The organism is Anatilimnocola aggregata (genome assembly GCF_007747655.1).
Taxonomy (GTDB): Bacteria; Planctomycetota; Planctomycetia; order Pirellulales; family Pirellulaceae; genus Anatilimnocola; species Anatilimnocola aggregata.
Genome location: NZ_CP036274.1, coordinates 2,988,137 through 3,006,103, shown reverse-complemented (window position 1 = coordinate 3,006,103; position 17,967 = coordinate 2,988,137). Strand labels below are relative to the sequence as shown.

General features: G+C 57.5%; 15 protein-coding genes. 3 read left to right on the top strand and 12 right to left on the bottom strand.

Going from position 1 to position 17,967, the window contains the following annotated elements:
- Positions 1-6: 6 nt before the first annotated feature.
- A complete protein-coding gene (locus tag ETAA8_RS11385; protein ID WP_145088137.1) occupies positions 7-1,617 on the bottom strand; it encodes a hybrid sensor histidine kinase/response regulator in 1,611 nt (536 codons plus the stop codon).
- Entirely contained in the window at positions 1,617-3,113 is a 1,497-nt protein-coding gene (locus tag ETAA8_RS11380; RefSeq protein ID WP_238397735.1) for an ATPase domain-containing protein, read from the bottom strand. The genes ETAA8_RS11385 and ETAA8_RS11380 overlap by 1 nt, the downstream gene beginning before the upstream one ends.
- Before the next feature lie 370 nt (positions 3,114-3,483).
- Here ETAA8_RS11380 and ETAA8_RS11375 point away from each other — a divergent pair, with 370 nt between their 5' ends.
- Entirely contained in the window at positions 3,484-4,599 is a 1,116-nt protein-coding gene (locus ETAA8_RS11375; protein WP_145088135.1) for a hypothetical protein, read from the top strand.
- Here the strand turns inward: ETAA8_RS11375 and ETAA8_RS11370 are convergent.
- The 3 genes from ETAA8_RS11370 to hpnE form a co-directional block, all read right to left on the bottom strand.
- Positions 4,596-4,997: a DUF6331 family protein gene (locus tag ETAA8_RS11370; RefSeq protein WP_145088134.1), complete on the bottom strand. Its 402-nt coding sequence runs from the start codon at positions 4,995-4,997 to the stop codon at positions 4,596-4,598. The genes ETAA8_RS11375 and ETAA8_RS11370 overlap by 4 nt on opposite strands.
- Before the next feature lie 32 nt (positions 4,998-5,029).
- Positions 5,030-6,238, bottom strand: a complete 1,209-nt coding sequence (locus ETAA8_RS11365) for a M20 family metallopeptidase (protein ID WP_202921769.1) — start codon at positions 6,236-6,238, stop codon at positions 5,030-5,032.
- 99 nt (positions 6,239-6,337) lie between these two features.
- Entirely contained in the window at positions 6,338-7,762 is a 1,425-nt protein-coding gene (gene hpnE / locus ETAA8_RS11360; protein WP_202921768.1) for a hydroxysqualene dehydroxylase HpnE, read from the bottom strand.
- A gap of 140 nt (positions 7,763-7,902) precedes the next feature.
- Here hpnE and ETAA8_RS11355 point away from each other — a divergent pair, with 140 nt between their 5' ends.
- On the top strand, positions 7,903-8,325 hold the full coding sequence (locus tag ETAA8_RS11355; protein ID WP_145088131.1) for a carboxypeptidase-like regulatory domain-containing protein: 423 nt from the start codon (positions 7,903-7,905) through the stop codon (positions 8,323-8,325).
- 30 nt (positions 8,326-8,355) lie between these two features.
- On the opposite strand, the gene ETAA8_RS11350 is transcribed toward ETAA8_RS11355, so the two are convergent.
- Positions 8,356-9,294: a DUF1559 domain-containing protein gene (locus ETAA8_RS11350; RefSeq protein WP_145088130.1), complete on the bottom strand. Its 939-nt coding sequence runs from the start codon at positions 9,292-9,294 to the stop codon at positions 8,356-8,358.
- Positions 9,295-9,403: 109 nt separating this feature from the next.
- A complete protein-coding gene (locus ETAA8_RS11345) occupies positions 9,404-10,192 on the bottom strand; it encodes a hypothetical protein (protein WP_145088129.1) in 789 nt (262 codons plus the stop codon).
- A gap of 183 nt (positions 10,193-10,375) precedes the next feature.
- On the opposite strand from ETAA8_RS11345, the gene ETAA8_RS11340 reads away from it, so the two are divergent.
- Positions 10,376-11,293, top strand: a complete 918-nt coding sequence (locus ETAA8_RS11340) for an alpha/beta hydrolase (protein ID WP_145088128.1) — start codon at positions 10,376-10,378, stop codon at positions 11,291-11,293.
- Between the two features lie 709 nt (positions 11,294-12,002).
- On the opposite strand, the gene gyrA is transcribed toward ETAA8_RS11340, so the two are convergent.
- From gyrA to ETAA8_RS11315, 5 genes are all read right to left on the bottom strand, one after another.
- Positions 12,003-14,804: a DNA gyrase subunit A gene (gene gyrA / locus ETAA8_RS11335; protein WP_391484817.1), complete on the bottom strand. Its 2,802-nt coding sequence runs from the start codon at positions 14,802-14,804 to the stop codon at positions 12,003-12,005.
- 330 nt (positions 14,805-15,134) lie between these two features.
- The gene (locus tag ETAA8_RS11330) at positions 15,135-15,827 is read right to left on the bottom strand and encodes a hypothetical protein (protein ID WP_145088126.1); all 693 of its coding nucleotides are present in this window, start codon (positions 15,825-15,827) and stop codon (positions 15,135-15,137) included.
- Between the two features lie 79 nt (positions 15,828-15,906).
- Positions 15,907-16,665, bottom strand: coding sequence for a hypothetical protein (locus tag ETAA8_RS11325; RefSeq protein WP_145088125.1), 759 nt, complete (start codon positions 16,663-16,665; stop codon positions 15,907-15,909).
- A 171-nt stretch (positions 16,666-16,836) separates the two neighbouring features.
- Entirely contained in the window at positions 16,837-17,025 is a 189-nt protein-coding gene (locus ETAA8_RS11320; RefSeq protein WP_145088124.1) for a hypothetical protein, read from the bottom strand.
- Positions 17,003-17,851: a hypothetical protein gene (locus ETAA8_RS11315; protein ID WP_145088123.1), complete on the bottom strand. Its 849-nt coding sequence runs from the start codon at positions 17,849-17,851 to the stop codon at positions 17,003-17,005. The genes ETAA8_RS11320 and ETAA8_RS11315 overlap by 23 nt, the downstream gene beginning before the upstream one ends.
- Positions 17,852-17,967 lie beyond the last annotated feature (116 nt).

Sequence of the window (17,967 nt, the reverse complement as noted above, 5' to 3'; positions counted from 1 at the left end):
CCGGACTTAAACGCGGCCGGCAACCGCAGCTACTGTGGCAATCAATTCGGTCGGTTCCACCGGTTTGGCGATATGAGCAACGAAGCCGGCGAGCATCGAACGTGTGCGATCTTGCGACCGCGCAAACGCTGTCAATGCAATGGCGGGAAATTTGTAGCCTTGTCCCCGCACCATTTGCATAAGCTCATAGCCATCGACATCGGGCATGCCAATATCGCTGACCATCAGATCAGGCTGGAATTTGCGGGCCGCCACCAGCGCGTCATTCGCGCTGGTGCTGGTGTAAACCTGAGCGCCAGCCATCACCAGCACCCGCTCAATGATCGCTAGCGCATCGGCTTCATCGTCGACAGCCAGGATCTTCAGCCCATCCAGGGAATGAATCGCTGCCTTCCGTTCCCGCGGAGAAGGTGACGCTGGCGTTTTAAGCGCAACCGCAGGGAGCTGCGAGTGGACTGCAGTAATCGGCAGCGAAATAACAAAAACGCTGCCACGACCGTCGCCATCGCTCTGAGCCTCGACGCGACCACCGTGCAACTCCACCAGTTGCTTGACAATTGCCAGCCCAAGACCCAAGCCGCCAAAACGGCGAGTTGTCGAGCCATCAGCCTGACGAAAGCGATCGAACACGTAAGGCAGGAACTGAGCCGAAATCCCCTGCCCCGTATCGCAAATGGCAATCTCCAGGTGCGAATTCGTCCGCCGCAAGATCACCTTGACTTCGCCCCCTTTGGGCGTGAACTTGATCGCGTTCGAAAGTAGATTCCAAATCACTTGCTGCAAGCGGTTGGGGTCACCGGCAACCGGTCCCGCATTGGGATCGAGCACGGAATGCAGGCGAATCTCTTTGGCAGCGGCCGCTGGGCGAACCGTTTCGATGGCTGCTGCGATGAAATCCGTAGGATCGGCGGTCTGCACATCGAGCCGCATCTTGCCGGAAATGATCCGGCTCATATCCAACAAGTCTTCGATCAATTGAGTCTGCGCGCGAGCATTTCGTTCAATGCTGCTGACAGCTTCCCGAGTCTCTTTTTCGTCGAGAAGATCGCGCCCGAGCAGTTGCGACCAACCCAGAATGGCACTCAGCGGCGTACGCAGTTCGTGCGATAACGTCGCGATGAATTCGTCCTTCAGCCGACTAGTTCGCTCGGCTTCTTCGCGCGCTTCACGTTCTTTGACCAGCAGATCGCGAATCTGATACTGCCGCATGCGCGCCCAGAGAGCTGTCTGCACCGACGAAACAAACGTGCGAAGCAGCACTGGTCGTTCGAGCAATGTTACATGGCCCAGCAGTTTCAACTGGCGATCGATCGAGCCATCACTGGAATTTCGCACTAGTGCGATGACGGGCAATTCCGACCAGGCGGGCTGTTGCTTCAGGGCAACATGCAAAGGACCACTGTTGCGATGAAACAGTGCATCTTCAGTGAGTACCAGCGCGCCTGCTCCCCGGCGCAGCTCTTCGACATAAGAATCGATATTGGTGGAAACATCAGCGGTAATTCCCTCCTGCAGTAGTAGTGCAGCCGAGATCTCGCCATCGCGCTTGGTCGGCGCAAGAATCAGCACACGTTGCTCCGCTGCGGTAGGCGGCTTAGAAGTCAGGGTGCTGGACATCAGCGTTCCTGGCCCTTTCTCGTGCCACGCCACTCGGGAACACCGGTAAGCACGCCGCGGAAGTCGCTTAAAGGAGGACCCACATGAATACCGTTCGAACTGATGATTAGTTCGCGAATTGTGTCTTCGTGGTGCCCAGTACGCTTCTTAACGACGGACACAGCCTTGCGCACACGCCCCTGATCCTCAAAGTACCGCAGCAGCACCACGCAGTCCGCCAGGTAAGTCGCATCGACCGGAGATTGCATGGCGGATCCAATGAAGCCCATTTGAGTCGTGACGAGAATAGTTGTCACACCACGTTGGCCCAGATAGGTGGTCAACTCGTGCAATTGCACGGTCAAGAACCCTTCGCCCGGCATTGCGTGCATGTAGCCGTTCAAACTATCGAGGACGACCAGTTTGGCACCGTCTCGTTCCACTTTTTCGCGCAGTGAATGCACGAGTTGGCCTGGCGATAGTTCGGCAGGATCGACCTGCTGTAGCGACAGCAAACCTTTCTTACGAACTTCATTGAGCGGGCGACCCATTCCCGACATGCGGTCGCAGGTGGTGGCAATGCTTTCGTCGAACAGAATGACCGCGGCCCTTTCGTTTCGATTACACGCCGCCAGCACATACTGCATTGCCAGGCTCGACTTACCTGCACCAGCGGGACCAGTGATCAGTGTGCTGGTTCCAAGTGCCAGGCCGCCACCGAGCAGCGAATCCAATTCAGAAACTCCACTAGGAACAACATCGCGCTGCGAGCGCATGGGGTATTCACCAGCCACCAATCGCGGAAATACCTGTACTCCACCCTGGCGAATGACAAAATCGTGATAGCCGCCGCGAAAGCTGGAGCCGCGATACTTGGAGACCAAAAGCCGGCGACGCTCAGGACCGTAGTCGGGCGCGAACTGTTCTAGAGTGACGACGCCGTGCGCGATCGAATAGGGCTGGCGATCCGTCGCGTCGGCAGTCCGATCATCGAGCAGCAGCACCGTACACTCGCGGCCCATGAAGAACCGTTTGAGCGCCAGAATCTGCCGACGATAGCGGAGCGAATGCTGCGACAGGAGTCGTAGTTCCGAGAGGGAGTCGATCACTACCCGCGTCGGCTTGAGACGTTCCACGGCGGCCAAGATGTTTTTGGTCGCCTCACCCAACTCGACTTCCGACGGATGGAACATCGTAATCTGTTCATCCGATGAAAGCGCATCGCTACCGGGAATGATTTCGAGCAGTTCAATCCCATCCAGATCCCAGCCATGGTTATCGGCGACGGCCTTGAGTTCTTCGGCGGTCTCGGCGAGAGTCACGTATAACGTTGTCTCGCCAAGCGCAGCGCCTTCCATCAAGAAGTGCAAAGCCACGGTCGTTTTACCAGAACCGGGGTTGCCGTCGACCAGATAAAGGCGGTTCGGTGTCAGGCCGCCGGCCAGAATATCGTCCAGGCCGTCGACACCGGTCTTGGCCAGGTTTTGTTGAGCGTTTTCGGGTTTTTTGATTTTCACGTCCATTATCCCAACCTCGCTTCCTCGAGCGAGCATACACATAACCTATTGATAATATCGTCACGACTTTAGCGTGAATCGATTTCATTGCTCCAAGTTGGCAGGTCCGTATTGCAACAGCTGTGCCAATTCGCCCATGGCCATAAACACCTCACTTTCTTAGGCAATTTTAGCGCTTTCGAATAATTATTGGCTGAACCCACGGATTGGCAACTGCTCACTGTTTGACCGCCTTGACCGGCCCGTCGACAGTGCCACTTTTCGATGCCAGCGGTAAGATTTTCAACAAGAAGGCGGGCATTTTTCTCAGGCTAGGCACCCTGGCAAGGCAACAGACAAGCACCTCGCCAATCGTTACGCTGGTCCCCATATGAAACGCAAAATCCAACCGCTCGATCTGAGCCAGCTGCAGGTCTATCCGCTCGCGGAGCGGCAAAGTTTAACGCGCGTGCAAGAAGTTCTCGTCTCACCGACGGCGCAGCCCAAACCACTGCGCGATGAGAGTCAGGCAGCGATCATTGACGAGTGCGCACAGCGGATCAAACGGGCGCGAGACAACGACCGCTCGGTTATGTTGATCTATGGCGCGCACTTGCTCCGGAATGGCGCGGCCCTCATCCTGGATCAATTACTGGGGGACGGCTTTCTCACTCACCTGGCCACCAACGGTGCGGGGACGATTCACGACTGGGAATACGCCTGGTTCGGTGCCTCGACCGAAAGCGTCGAGATGAACGTGGCCGAAGGAAAGTTCGGCACCTGGCATGAAACAGCCTGGCATATTCACGTGGCGCTGATGGTTGGTGCCTTGCAGGGCGATGGCTACGGTCGTTCGCTCGGTCGGCTGATTCATGAAGATGGGCTCACGATCCCAACTCCCAACGAACTCGATGATGCCATTTCGCGCGAGCCGACACACCCACTCACCGCAGCGCGAGCAGATCTGCTGCAGGCGATGCGAAAGTTCGACCTTCCCCGCGGGCGCATCGACGTGCAGCATCGCTGGAAAGAAGCGTCGATCCTCCGCAGTGCATATAAGCATGGCGTCCCGTTGACGGTACATCCTGGCATTGGCTACGACATCATCGCGAACCATCCGATGTTCAGCGGCAGTGTGATTGGTCGCGGAGCAGAACTCGACTTTAAACTCTTCGGCGGCTCCTGTGCCGAACTCGAAGGAGGAGTTGTGCTCTCCGTGGGCTCGGCCATCATGGGCCCGCAGGTCTTCGAGAAAAGCATCAGCTGCGTGAACAACTTGCGGCTACAAGCCGGCCAGCCCGTGCTCCGCGACCTGGGCATTTACGTTGTCGATCTGCAAGATGGTGGCGGCTGGGACTGGACCCAAGGCGAGCCACCAAAATCGAACCCTGCCTATTATCTTCGCTTCTGCAAAAGCTACTCACGCATGGGCGGGCAGATGCAGTATCTGCAGCTTGACAACCTCGCGTTCGTGCAGCACCTGTCAGCTGCGCTGGGAAGAGGCTAGGAACTAGGCTGGGAAGTATTAGAAGGCGAATCCAAATAATAGACGATGTGGTCCAGCAATTGAACGAGAAATGGACGCGGGAAGTGCTGGCAAAGTTGGCTGCTGAAAAAGATAACCTCGCTACTGTCTTGTACGTTCCTTCGTAACTTTCGCAGGCTGTTCATTAATTCTGGATCGTTGCATTTCGCTCTTGCTTGCAGAAGATCGCTGGGGTCAAAGCGAAGGGCTTCAACTCCACAGCATTCAATTTCGCACTCCAACTGCAAATGTTGCCAAAAGGGCATCGTGGGCTTAACCCACTCATCGATATCCTGAGCGGCCTCAATGCTGCCCTGAAACTCACCAATCGGGAGCCAGTTACCTAGGCCAATTCGAACTGTATTTAACTTTTTTGCCACCCCTAACCTCTAAGTTCCTATCCCCCTTCCTCTCACTCGTCCCAGTGCCGAACAAGGTCGTACAGGATCTCACTGGCGGTCTTCAGCTGGTTGAGGTCGATCCATTCGTCCTTGGTGTGGGCCTGGGCAATGCTGCCCGGGCCGAAGACGACGGTGGGGCTGCCAGTGGCAGCATAGTGCGGGGCATCGGTGCCGAAGGGAACGCCAATCTGCTCGCCCGCGTTGGGCGCATGGTGCTGTATCGCCTGACCCAAGCGTTCGGCCAGCGGCACATTGTGATCGTTGTTCAAGCCCTTGGTCAGCATGAACGGCTTGTCGTGAATGATCGGTGTCCCCGTCGTCACGAAGGAATTGAGATGCGTCACGGCGTGGGTGAAAGCAGCGTCGGGGTCTTCACCGGGCAGCACGCGGCGGTCAATCTCGATCGTGCAACGATCGGGCACCGTATTCACGCTGATGCCGCCGCTAATGAGCCCCACGCTCAGGGTTGGATGGCCAACCAGCGGATGCTGCTTCAAGTGCGGCACCACATCGCGGGCATATTGTTCGAGCACCGTCAGCACACGGGCCATGTGATAGAAGGCATTATCGCCCCGCTCGGGCTGCGAACTGTGGGCTGCTAAGCCCCCCGTGTGACATCGCCAGCGACAGGCACCCTTGTGAGCGACCACAACATTCAGTTCGGTAGGCTCCGCAACGATAGTAGCATCCGGCGAGCGCGCCAACAGTTTTGACTTCAGACCCTTGCGCCCCATGTAAGTATCGGCCCAATGGGTCGCGCCGGTGAAGCCATGCTCTTCGTTCACCGTGCAGGCCAAAATGATCGTCGGTCGAGACGCCGGGCGTTCGTCGGCCACGCGCACCAGCGCGGCCAGCATGGCTGCCATGCCACCCTTGATGTCGCAGGCCCCGCGACCAAACAGCCGGCCATCTTCGATGTCAGCCGCAAACGGATCGATCTCCATGCCATCGACAGGAACCGTGTCCTGATGGGCTTCGAACATCAACACCGGGCCGCCTTTCTCGGGCGGAGTGCTCCCTTCGACGCGAACGATGATATTCTCGCGAAGCGGGGCTACCGCGTGCCGCTCGAATGGCAACGACAATTGGCGAAACAGGGATTCGAGATAATCCGTGACGCGATGTTCGTAATAAATCTCACCCGTGACGTTCCGTCCCATCGGATTCACGCTCGGAATCCGCACCAGGTCGGCCAGCGTCTCAACGACATCCAGCGGCATAATTGATCCTTCGTGGCTGCACTCGAAAAACCGCCTTGGCATTGTAGTGCGCCGCGAAGCGACTGTGGGCAGCGACCCACCAATCAACAGGAAAACGGCTCAGCGAATGAGCAGTCTGGCGAGCAGTCCGCGGGGAAGATCGGGCACGAGACACTTCGGTTCAATGGAGCCTCTAACTCGCAACTGGTGCAGAACCGCTTCCGCGGCGAGATAGCCGCTGCGAACCGCGCCCTCCATCGTGGCCGGCCAACCGGTCGCAGTCCAATCGCCGGCGAGTACCAAGGCGGGAGAATTGCTTCGCTGAACTGGTCGAATCGCATTCAGACCAGGTTGCACCGAAAACACCGCTTCGCGCTGCGTGATGAGTTGAGCGCTTAGCAGCTTAGCTTCGCGAGCGGCCGGAAAGATCGCCTGCAGGTCCTGCCACGCTTCGTCGATGATCGACTGTCGCTCGCGCCCGGCCAATTGGCGCGCAGCACTAATTACAATCTGATAATAATGCCGCTGCTCGTTCCGACCCTGCTTCGCGCGGGCAAAGACCCATTGGCTCAAACGATCGACGAGCACGGCATGCGGCAGGGAGGTCAGCCGCCGATCGGTCCATAGGTGAATGCTGGAAATCGGCGAACTTTCAATCTTGGCGAAATCTGCGAGCCCCGGAATGGCTGCCGCCAAACGCTCGTCGAGCAACTCCGGCAGGCGGCGCCAGGGAACGGCCGCGATCACCACGTCCGCAGTTTTGGTATCCGCCATAGTGTCGATTTGCACCTTATTCTCGGCTGTCAGTCGCAGGCCCTTCACCGGAGTGCCTAAGCGAATCCTCACGCCGCGCTCGCGTAACCAGTGAGCAACTCGTTCGTCGTACAACTGACCGAGCGACACGCGGGGAATCAGTACATCGGCCGCTCGTCCATTGGCCAAGAAGCCATCGACGAACACCTTCCTCGCCGCCGAGAGCGAAGCCCGCTCCAATGACTCTCCCAGTGCGCTCACCAGCACGACCTTCCAGAATCGCTCAATGGCAGCCGGCGTTTGCCGAGTCTGCAGCAGCCACTGGCCCACCGTCGACTCGTACGCCGCCGTCTCAGGCTTCGTTCGCATCAGCGCGACCATGCCGCGCATGATGCTCCACTTATCGCGCCACGAAAGATACTTCAGCTCCAAGAGGGCCGGCAGCAGATGCAACGGCGCGGGGAGCCAACTGGCTGGCTCAAAATCGCTGCGCACTCCCTCTGCAGAAAAGAAATGCAGCCGGCGGTCGCGCGTGAAGAGATCGTCGCAGCCTGTTTGCCGGCAGAGATCGAGAAAGTTCGTGCAGCAGCCCATAGCCACATGCTGGCAATGATCGACGAGCCCATCTTCCTCTCGCTCACGATACGAACCGGCGCGCCCCCCCAGCGACTGCTTCGCCTCCAGCAGTTCAACTTCCAGTCCCTTGCCGGCCAGCGCCACCGCGGTCGCAATTCCTGCTAGTCCGCCGCCGACAATCACCACGCGCGGCAGCTGTTCCTCGGGCGGTTTCAATGGGGGCTCATTCATTCCTCAGCAAGATAGTCGAAAGCCCCGTCCTTGCCAGCCGCGGGTGACGGACTCTTTCTTTCTCGGCGGCAGGCGAGTTTAATCAGGCCAGTGAACTCTCTTGCAACCTTTTTTCGGCAAGTGTTATGACCTCTCCATTTCTTCGCTCGCTAATTGTTACCGGCTTGGTTTTACTCGCGGGCTGCGACAACAAGCCGACCGTTTTTCCGGTGACAGGCTCGGTGAAGTTCGCCGATGGTAGCCCTTTGGCCGGTGGCACGATCGAATTTCGGAACGTCACAGACGATATCGCAAAGCAGGTAAACGCTCACGCTGAAATTGGGCCCGATGGCAAGTTTAAACTGGAAGCGTTGGTCGGAGAGCATGAAGTTGTAGTATTCGCGCCACCGTCGCCAGAGGTAGGCAATTTGAATAGCGAGCCGAAACCTTCACCCCTTCAGCGCAAATTTATGGACTACAAAACTTCTGGCCTACGCTTTGAAGTTCTGCCCAACAATCAGAATACCTACGACATTCCTGTTGGAACGCGAGTGCCTGGCAGCTATTGAGATCGTCGCAGGTTTTACCCACATCGACGACTAAAAATCGGGAATCACTTCGCCATCATTGCGGACAGCCAGGCGACCGAGAACGGTTGTACTGGTTTCGAGCTTGATGTTGCGGACGGAACCATCGACCAATACGAACTGGCAACCGGCCGGATGGTAGCTGCCGAAAATGAGACTGCTGCTCGTCGTATACTTCGGATTGGGCGCGAGCGGATAGCCCGGGCCAGTGACTCGGGCGAAGCCCCATTCGTGATCGCCATTGTAGATCGAGCCGTCACCTGTACCGATGGTGAACTTGCCTAGCACAATGTGCTTCTCGCCGATTAAGAATGTCTGGCTCGTACCATCTTCGATCTTGGCGAAGTTCACTCGCCCCTTCCAGCGTTTGATGGTCGTGCCCGATTGCTCCAACACTTCCCCCGTAAAAATTGCTCCATTGGCGTTGATCCCATCGAACCAACCCGAATAGCCGAAATCGCCCGAGCAGCCAGCGTAGTCGCTTAGGGCTCCTGGATTGTGCGTACTATTTGGCATGCCGTTATCCGGATTATCGCCCGACGAACTCGGCTTGCCCGGTGGCCTTCGCGTGGGGCAGAAGAGCAGTTTGATGTTCGTCTCGCGGATCACTTGCGGTTGGTTGTAGTACTGCTCTTGAATGTTCCACTTTTCGTAGAGCGACTGCTGTTCCATGAACGGCATCAACTGCACGGCCCATGTGGCCCAGTGGTCCCAAATCCGACTGCCGGGCAAGTAGTGGTAGGTGTCGTGGAAGTTGTGCGTGGCGATCCCCATTTGCTTCAAGTGATTTGCGCATTGCGTTCGGCGCGATGCTTCGCGGGCCGCCTGAACCGCCGGCAGCAACAGGGCGACAAGCACGCCGATGATCGCAATCACCACCAGCAATTCCACCAGCGTGAAACCACCCGCTTTGAAGCGTCGTGGCCCACCAGCAAAGAACAGAGTCCGCATGAGACAACCTGGGAGAGAGGCCGCAAAAACCGTCTGAAAAGTGGCACGCAGCAAGTATAGCAAAAAATCACTAAAACAAGCATTAATTACCACAGCGATTTCAGCCCGCTTACCGCCGATAGAAATCGACCCACTGCAGCATGATTTCGTTCTTGGCGTTGTCGGCCAGCAGTTGGGCGGGCAACGGAACTTCGAAGTAACCACCTTCCAGCGGAATCTTGGGTTTCTTGTCACCAGCGGCCACTAGTCGCACTTGCGCGAAATAAGGACTGGCCGCGGTAATTTCGCCGACTCGCTTGCCCGACATCAGCTGGCAAGTCGAATTCGGGGCTCCACTGCTGGGCACGGCACATTCGATGGTGTTCTTGTCGGCGGCGACCAGAAACATTTCGAGCCCCTTCAGGTGCAGCCGCACGACGACGTCTTTCGGCCACGTGGCACCGGTTCGCTTCAGCCCGCAGCGGTCGATACCACTGGCGCAGTGAATATCGACTATCGTTCGTTCCCCTTCGCTGGCGAACTCAATCTTTGTGTCCCCCTTCATGCCGTAAGCTTCCAGTTCGACTTTCGTCGCCGCGGCTTTTAGCGTCTTTACCGTGAAGATCAGCCGTTCCTTGATTTCGACCCCGGGCACTTTGTTCAACTTGCCGGAAACGACGACCTGCTGGCCGTTCAGCTTTTCGGCCGCTTTCGCTAACGCATCGTTCTTGCCGAAATCGAGTTCCCAGGTGAATCCCTTCCCCTCAATCGTCGTCCCGGTCGTTTCCGCACCGATGGCGTTAACACCCGTAGTCAACTTACCCTGCACGGTCGTCTCCAGCGGGTCGGCAGCGGACGCAATTCCGCCGCTGATCATCAGTGCACATAGTGCCACGAACCACAAATTCAAGCGCAACATTTTTCCGCCCTCCCCTTGGCCGCCGTTTCAAATGACTGCATTCGCTGTCGACTGAATGAACGCTCTCTAACGTAATATCTTCTCGTTCAATGTAACTCAATTCGCCAACTGCGACTCTTCCGCGGCGCTCTGAATTCTGCTGAAATAACGACACGCCCGCCCTACTCTTGTAACGAGGATCTCATGAAATCGTTTCTCCGCACACTCGCCTGCGCTTGCTTCGTGTCTGGTTGCCTCATTCGATTGGCAACCGCAGCAGATCCCACGCCGATCGATCTTTGGCCGGCGAAAGCCCCCGGCGAAGTGAGGGAGTTGCCTCCCGAACAGGACGTGAACAAGCCGACCGACAAGTTGATCGGCGATCGCAAAATCATCAAGCTGGCGAACGTCAGCACACCGCAGATCACCGTCTTCGAGCCGCCGGCCAATCTCCGCACCGGTTGTGCGCTCATCATCGCTCCGGGCGGTGGGCATAGCATTCTGGCTTACGACCACGAAGGAACCGAGTGTGCCCAGTACTTCGCCGCGCGGGGCGTGACAGCCATCGTGCTCAAGTATCGTGTGCCCGCTCGTAACCCCGACAAGCGCTGGGAAGCCGCGGTGCAAGATGCTCAGCGGGGGGTGAGCCTGGTTCGCAGCCGAGCGAAGGACTGGAAACTCGACCCGCAGCGAATCGGCATTCTCGGTTTCTCTGCAGGGGGCGAAACGGCCGGCCTGACTGCCATCCTCCACGAACAGCGGCAGTATCAACCCGTCGATAAAATTGACGAAGTAAGTTGCCGCCCCGATTTCGCAGCCCTCATCTATGCTGGCGGCTTCGAGAACAAGAAGAATCCCTGGACACTGCAAGACCACGTGAAGGTCGACAGCACCACGCCGCCGATGTTCCTCATTCACGCGCAGGACGACGGCGTTTCGGTAGCTAACTCCGTCCTTCTCTTCAGTGAACTGAAGAAGGCCAAGATCCCCGCCGAGTTGCATGTCTATGCCAGCGGCGGACATGGCTACGGCATGCGGCAAACGGGGCACCCGGTGAATCAGTGGCCCGACCGCTGTGCCGAGTGGCTCATCAATCAAGGCTTCAACACTCCGACGAAGTAAGTCCTTCGAGCGCCCAAAGTGTTCAACTAAGCGGCCTATTGTTAGTAGCCAATCTCGCGGAAACACGAGAGTTACGCCATTATCGACTCAATAACGGACTGGATAATTGAACACCCCCTGATTTGCCGTCGCGCTCGAAGTCACTATTTACAGAACGCTCGTTGCCCCGGCTCCTCAGTCGCATCGCCGCGAGGTTTATCAACACCCCCCTTTTGCGTGCATCACTAACAAGGTGTTTCGCCGCAACGAATTACGTCTAATTTGCCAACTCTGAAATCATCCTGTTTGTTGATAAACGTCTTCAGTACACCTAGTAGCTGAACTATCGATGGATGTCAGGTTGCCAAACATTGGTTAACCGGGCCGCTTGCGGCCGTTGAACTGGTAGTTCGTTTGTTTTGCAGTGTACCCGGGCATGCGCGTGGGTTAACCAGATGACATTGAACGCCAAGTCGACTGCCAGCCACGATCGATACCTGGCCCGGAATGCTCATCAGCATTTCCTCACAGCGGCGCAAACTGTTCCCGCTGCACAGGCGCAGGACCTTCCACCAAGTTGCCAATCCAGCTGCTAATATCATTACGACTTTATGAACACTTGTCAAGTCACTAATGCCGATTCTTGCGCAAGCACGGTCAGGCACCGCACACTTCTCCGCACGATGCAGAGAAGTTCAGAGGTAAGAATCGATGAAGATCAGAAAGTAGCTCAGGACGACGCTTCGTCGTCTTCCGGCAATTCCGGTGGCGGAGCAAGCGGGCTGCTCGGCGGGGCGATGCCGGGGACAGCCTGCGGAGCATCCAGCACTTCCACTTCTTCCTTGGGCACGCGCACCACGGCAACCAGCGCATCGGTATCGTCCAGCGACATGATCCGCACCCCTTGGGTGTTACGACCAATCACGCTGATTTCGCCCGCTGCGATCCGCTGCAATTTGCCGCGGGCCGTCATCATCAGCAGTTCGTCGCCATCGCGAACCACGGCAATGGCCACGACGGGACCATTGCGATTGGTGGTCTTGATGTCGCGCACGCCCATCGTACCGCGTCCCTTGGTGGGATAACGACTCCCCGACGAATCGCCAGCTTCACCATCTTCCCCGGCGGGTTCATCGACTTCAGCGGCCGCTTCGGCCACAGCTTCCGGCACACTGCCATCTTCGGGCAATTCGCTTTCAGGAACATCGGGAATGCCACTGTTCGGGCCGATCGGAGTTCGCTTGCCATAACCCTTTTCGCAAACGGTCAGCAGCGTAGCGTCGGGATCGGCGACGACCATTCCCACGCAGTAGTCTTCTTTTCGCAGCTTGATTCCCTTCACCCCTTGGGCATTGCGGCCCGAACTGCGCACCGTCGATTGACGGAAACGAACCGCCTGCCCCTTGGCCGACGATAGGATCAACTCATCGCCGGGCTTGGCAATCGCCACGCTCACGAGCTCATCACCCTCGACCAGATTGATGGCGATGATGCCCGTCTTCTTCGGCCGGCTGTACTGCGCCAGTGGCGTCTTTTTCACCAGCCCGTTGCGGGTACCCATAATCAGGTAGTGCTCGGGCAAGTCGTAATCGCGAATGGCGAGGCACTGAGCAATCTTTTCGCCCGGGGCCAGGTTGAGCAGATTGACGATGGCCCGCCCTTTCGAGTCGCGCTTGAGCTCGGGCAGGTCATAAACCTTCTGCCAATAGACCTTCCCCATGTTCGTAAAGAACATCAGGTACGCGTGGGTGCTGGCGACGAACAGGTGCTCGATGGGATCTTCTTCACCCTCAGTCTCGGCTCCCTTGAGTCCCTTGCCACCGCGCCGCTGAGCGCGATAGACGCTCGAAGGTGTACGCTTGATGTAGCCCTTGTGCGAGATCGAGACCACCATCGTCTCTTCGGTGATCAGATCTTCCAAATCGACGTGGCCGATCTCGGTACCGCTGAGTTCCGTACGACGATCTTCGCCGAACTTCCGCTTGATTTCGGTCAGGTCTTCGCGAATGATCGCGCGAATGTTGTTTTCGTCAGAGAGGATGCGCAAGTACTCGGCCATTTCGGCCAAGAGTTCGGCATGCTCGCCACCCAGGCGTTCCTGCTCGAGATTGACGAGTTGGCTCAGCGTCATGCGCAGGATTGCATCGGCTTGGACTGCCGTTAGGCGATAGCCGGCAGCTACGCCTCGTTCCGACTGGAAGAACTTAAAACCTTCTGGGCCGAGTGCGCGCTCCATCATCGCCGCGGGAGCTTCGACATTCATCAAGCCAGACTTCGCTTCGGCGACCGTGCGCGATTGGCGGATGATGCGGATGATCTCGTCGATATTGGCCAAGGCCAGCAGCAAACCTTCGACCGTGTGCTTGCGTTTGCGGGCCTTCGCCAGCAGGAACTGCGTCCGGCGACGAATCACCGTCACGCGATGCCGCAGGAATTCCTCCAGCATCTGCTTGAGCGTCAGATTGCGCGGCTTGCCGTCGACCAGCGCCAGCAGAATGATCGAGAACGAATCCTGCAGCGGCGAGAATTGATACAACTGGGCCAGCACCACTTCGGGGTCGGCATCGCGTTTGAGTTCGATGACGATATGGACCGGCTGCTTCAAGTCGCTGTAATCGGTGACGCTGCTGATCCCCTTGATCTTCTCTTCGTTGACCAGGGCCGCGATCTTTTCCATCACGTTGTCGCGCATCGCCTGGTACGGGATTTCCGTGACCACAATGCGATAGCGATCTTTCTTGTACTCTTCGATCTTGGCGCGGGCGCGCACGGTAATCGTACTGCGGCCCGTCAGATAGCCGCGGCGAATTCCCGCCCGGCCGCAGATCATGCCGCCGGTGGGGAAGTCGGGGCCGGGAATCAGTTCGAGCAGTTCGTCCATCGAGACTTCGGGCTCATCGATGACGCGGATCATGCCATCGCAGATTTCGCGCAGGTTGTGCGGCGGAATGCTGGTCGCCATGCCGACCGCGATCCCCTGCGTGCCGTTCACCAGCAGGTTTGGGAACTTGCTCGGCAGCACCGTGGGCTCAAGAGCCCGTTCGTCGTAAGTGGGCAGGAAGTCGACCGTGTCGCGATCGAGATCGTCCAGCATCAGCGCGGCGATGGGGGACAAGCGGGCTTCGGTATATCGCATGGCGGCTGGGGGCAGACCAGCGATCGAACCGAAGTTCCCTTGCTTGTCGATCAGCACGTGCCGCATGTTCCAGTCTTGGGCCATGCGGACCAGCGTGGGATAGATCACGCTTTCGCCGTGCGGGTGATAGTTACCGCTGGTATCGCCCGAGATCTTGGCGCACTTCACGCGGCCCGCGTTGGGACCCAGGTTCAAGTCGTTCATAGCGACCAGAATGCGCCGCTGCGAAGGCTTGAGCCCGTCGCGCACGTCCGGCAGCGCGCGGCTCACGATCACGCTCATCGCGTAGACCAGGTAGCTCTCTTTCAACTCGTCTTCGATGGGCTGATCCTGAGCCCGGTCGCGATCACTTACAGGGGGAACGGGAGGGTCCGAAGAACTGGGATCAACGGGCAAATCATCGTCGGTCGACAAGTGAGAATCCTTTCCCGCGGAGCAGGCAAACCGGAGCGAGGAGCGAACTCAGTTTCAGAATCCAACTCGCTGGGGCGGAGCCGCGGTTACTGCAGAGGGAACAGCCAAAAAACAGGCCGTTTTTCGTGATTTTCAGGCCAAATCGGGAGTGCCCATAATGTAGCAAAATTGGAGCCTGTCAACAACGACCAGCAGCCCGTTTATTGGGGGCGCAAACGCTTCGGAAAACAGGACTTGCGAGTGCTGCCGCACGCTCCCGCCAAAGCACCGGATGCAGACCTCGCAACCCGGGAATTCAGCCCGGCAAACCAGTCATTTCCCACTGCGAATCGGCTCCGGAGGCGGGGCCAGTTGTTGCCTTGCCTTCGACTTACGGAGAGTCGTCAGTAGCCGCTCCACTTGTTCATGCTCCTCGTCGCGCGTGGTGATGATAATACATAAGGCGTTGTCGAATCCGTCCACTGGCGATGCCCCACTCTCTTGTGTAATGGTGACCGTGGAGATAATCAACTCGATGAGCGGGCCAAAATCGTACTCAACCTTCGCGCTCGGTGTCGGCCTGGTTTGAATCAAGTCCTTGACGGGATAAATGCGAGTGACCGGATAGGCCCATGAGTCGTCGGTCGTCGTGATGGCAATTACCTCATCCTTCACGACAAACGTTAGATTGAGTTCACCCAGCAAGTTGCGCAGGAAGGCCCGGAGCGAAATGTCTCGCAGCGAAATGGTGACTGGTCGTGCCGAGTCTATTCCCGCAATCGCGAGGCTCTTCCTCAAGAGAATGGGGATGCCACACTGCTGCGAGACTTTTTGTAGCAGTTCGTCCAGCGGCAGATCTTTGACATCGAACGAAACCTTGCTCGCGAGCGCGGTTTCAATTCGCTTGATCTGCTGCTGTTCCTCGTCAGTGGCTACCGCCAGCGATGTTGGCACCTGGGCAGGAACTTCGACGGCTGAAAGTGAACCGAGTATTGCCGCAGTCAGTAATACGTGGAAACTCTTCACGAAAACACCTCTGCTTTCACACATCCATGGTATCGACGGGCGCATCATCACGACGAACAGCGAGCCGAGACGCGGAGGGTTATTCCTTCGCTGCGCTCGTCGTCGGAAGTAAGAAGCCACTGTTGCGGCCAGTGGTGGATGGCAAGCCGGTGCTGGCTTTGCTGGGGACGGGCGCTGCAGGAGCGATCCCTTGCACCGTCTTGGCTTTGCGCAGGGTTGTCAGCAGTGCTGCGACGCGCTGATGGATGTCTCGGCGCTGGGAGAAGACGAGGCAACAAGAGTTTTCGAACGCGCTGATGCTGCCAGGTCCGCCGACATCTTGCCACGAGTCGGGTTCGATTGTCGAAGTAATCAGATCGATGAGCGCGTCGTAATCGTGCGTTTTCGCGTCGAGCAGATCTTTGATGGGATAAACCCGCGTCGTCATGTTTTCCGGGGACTGGGTTTCTTCGACCGTCGTGATAACCAGCACTTCGTCGCGAACCATGAAGGTGAGATTCAGATTGCGGAGCGTCAGGTTCAGAAACGACTGAATCGAAACGTCCTTGAGCGCGATGGTGACGGGCTGGTCGGGCTGAACGCCGGCGTCTTCGATTTTCTTCGAAAGAATGATCTGAATGCCCGATTTCTCGCTGACCGCGGTCATCACATCGCTCAGGGGCGTCTCTTTGAACGCCAGCGAGATCTTGGTAAGCAGAATGGCTTCGATCTTCTCTTCGGCGGTGGCATCACTGTCGGCGGTAGCGGAGAGCGAGACCTGAGCATCGGCCGAAGAGTAACCAACGAAGAGCAGCACAAGCACAGAGCGGGCGAAACACCAGCGGAAGAGGTTGGGCACAGTTTGGATCCTTCTTGGCAGCCCCACAGGATTCTACTCCCCACGATAACGGTTTTCGCGAGCAGATGCCATCGAATCAGCGGCCAAGAAATGTTTGCGGCCGCAGTGATTCAGCTGAGTCACTGCGGCCGCGTGATTTGGATGAGGGCTGTTCGCCCTGGGGAGTGCGGACTACGAACCAACTGCGCTCGCGGGGGTTCGCCACTGGGGATATTCGCCGTAGCGATTCAGTTCCATGGCGAGCAGGACGGTGCCGGTGACGAGCGCCAGGAAGGAGAGAATCAACATTACGGTGTAGATGTTGGTCCCTTGCTTCTGGACGGCAGGCTGGCCCGGATTACTTGAACTGGGTAGTGACATTGTCGTCCTTTCGAATCGGGCCACGGAGCATCTTCTTATCGATTTGTGCCACGGCGCGATCCGGGCCCGTCGTGCGGACGGTGGCCTGGCCCAGGTATTGATTGCCGCGATACACCTGCACCAGGTGCCCAGGCTTCATGCCATCATCGGAACCCAGCGAGACTTCGATCAGGTCGGTCTTCACATCCAGAACCTTCCCCTTCACACGGGGAGCGATGTGAGCGACCGGAGTGTATTCATCTACACCCACCGAAGTCATTACGTGTTTCATGCGTGTGACTTGCATGGCCAACTGCGTGTTGCGTTCATCAAGCCGAGCCTTGAGGCCAGTGGCTTGATTCAAGTCGTCGGTCAGTTGCACGACCTTGGCAAACTTGTCGTCCAGATCGGCTTCGGTATCGCGGAGGGTCTGCCGCGTTGCCGCGATCATCTTTTCGATTTCGGCCAGGCGGTCCTGGGCGACCTTCACTTCTTGCGAAATGACGGTGTTCGAAGTAATCAAAGTGGCGTATTCGTTTTGCTTGGCGGCCAGTTCTGTTTCAGCCTTCGCCAGGCGGGCATGCAAACTGCCGACGACAGCACGGCGGGCCACACGCTCTTCTTCGAGCTTTCGCTTGTACCGTTCGAGCTCGTCCTTCAGGTTCTGCTCGAGAATTTTGAGATCGGCAAGTTGCTTTTCCAGCCCGATCTTCCCCAGGGAAGTATCGGTGTTGGTGGCATACTGTTTCCAATTTTTGTGGGTGGCGAAGACCATCACCGAGGCCGTCATAAAGCAGATGCTCATGACGAAAATCAAAACGGTGAAAATCTTTCCGACGAGAGTCATAGGTAAGTCACCTTAACGAAAGGTCCGCAGCCAGCACGGTGAAACTATCCGGGCAGCACTAGCAGCCTCGCAACCTTGGCATGTAGCAATCGCCCGAATGGGCAATTGCGACCACG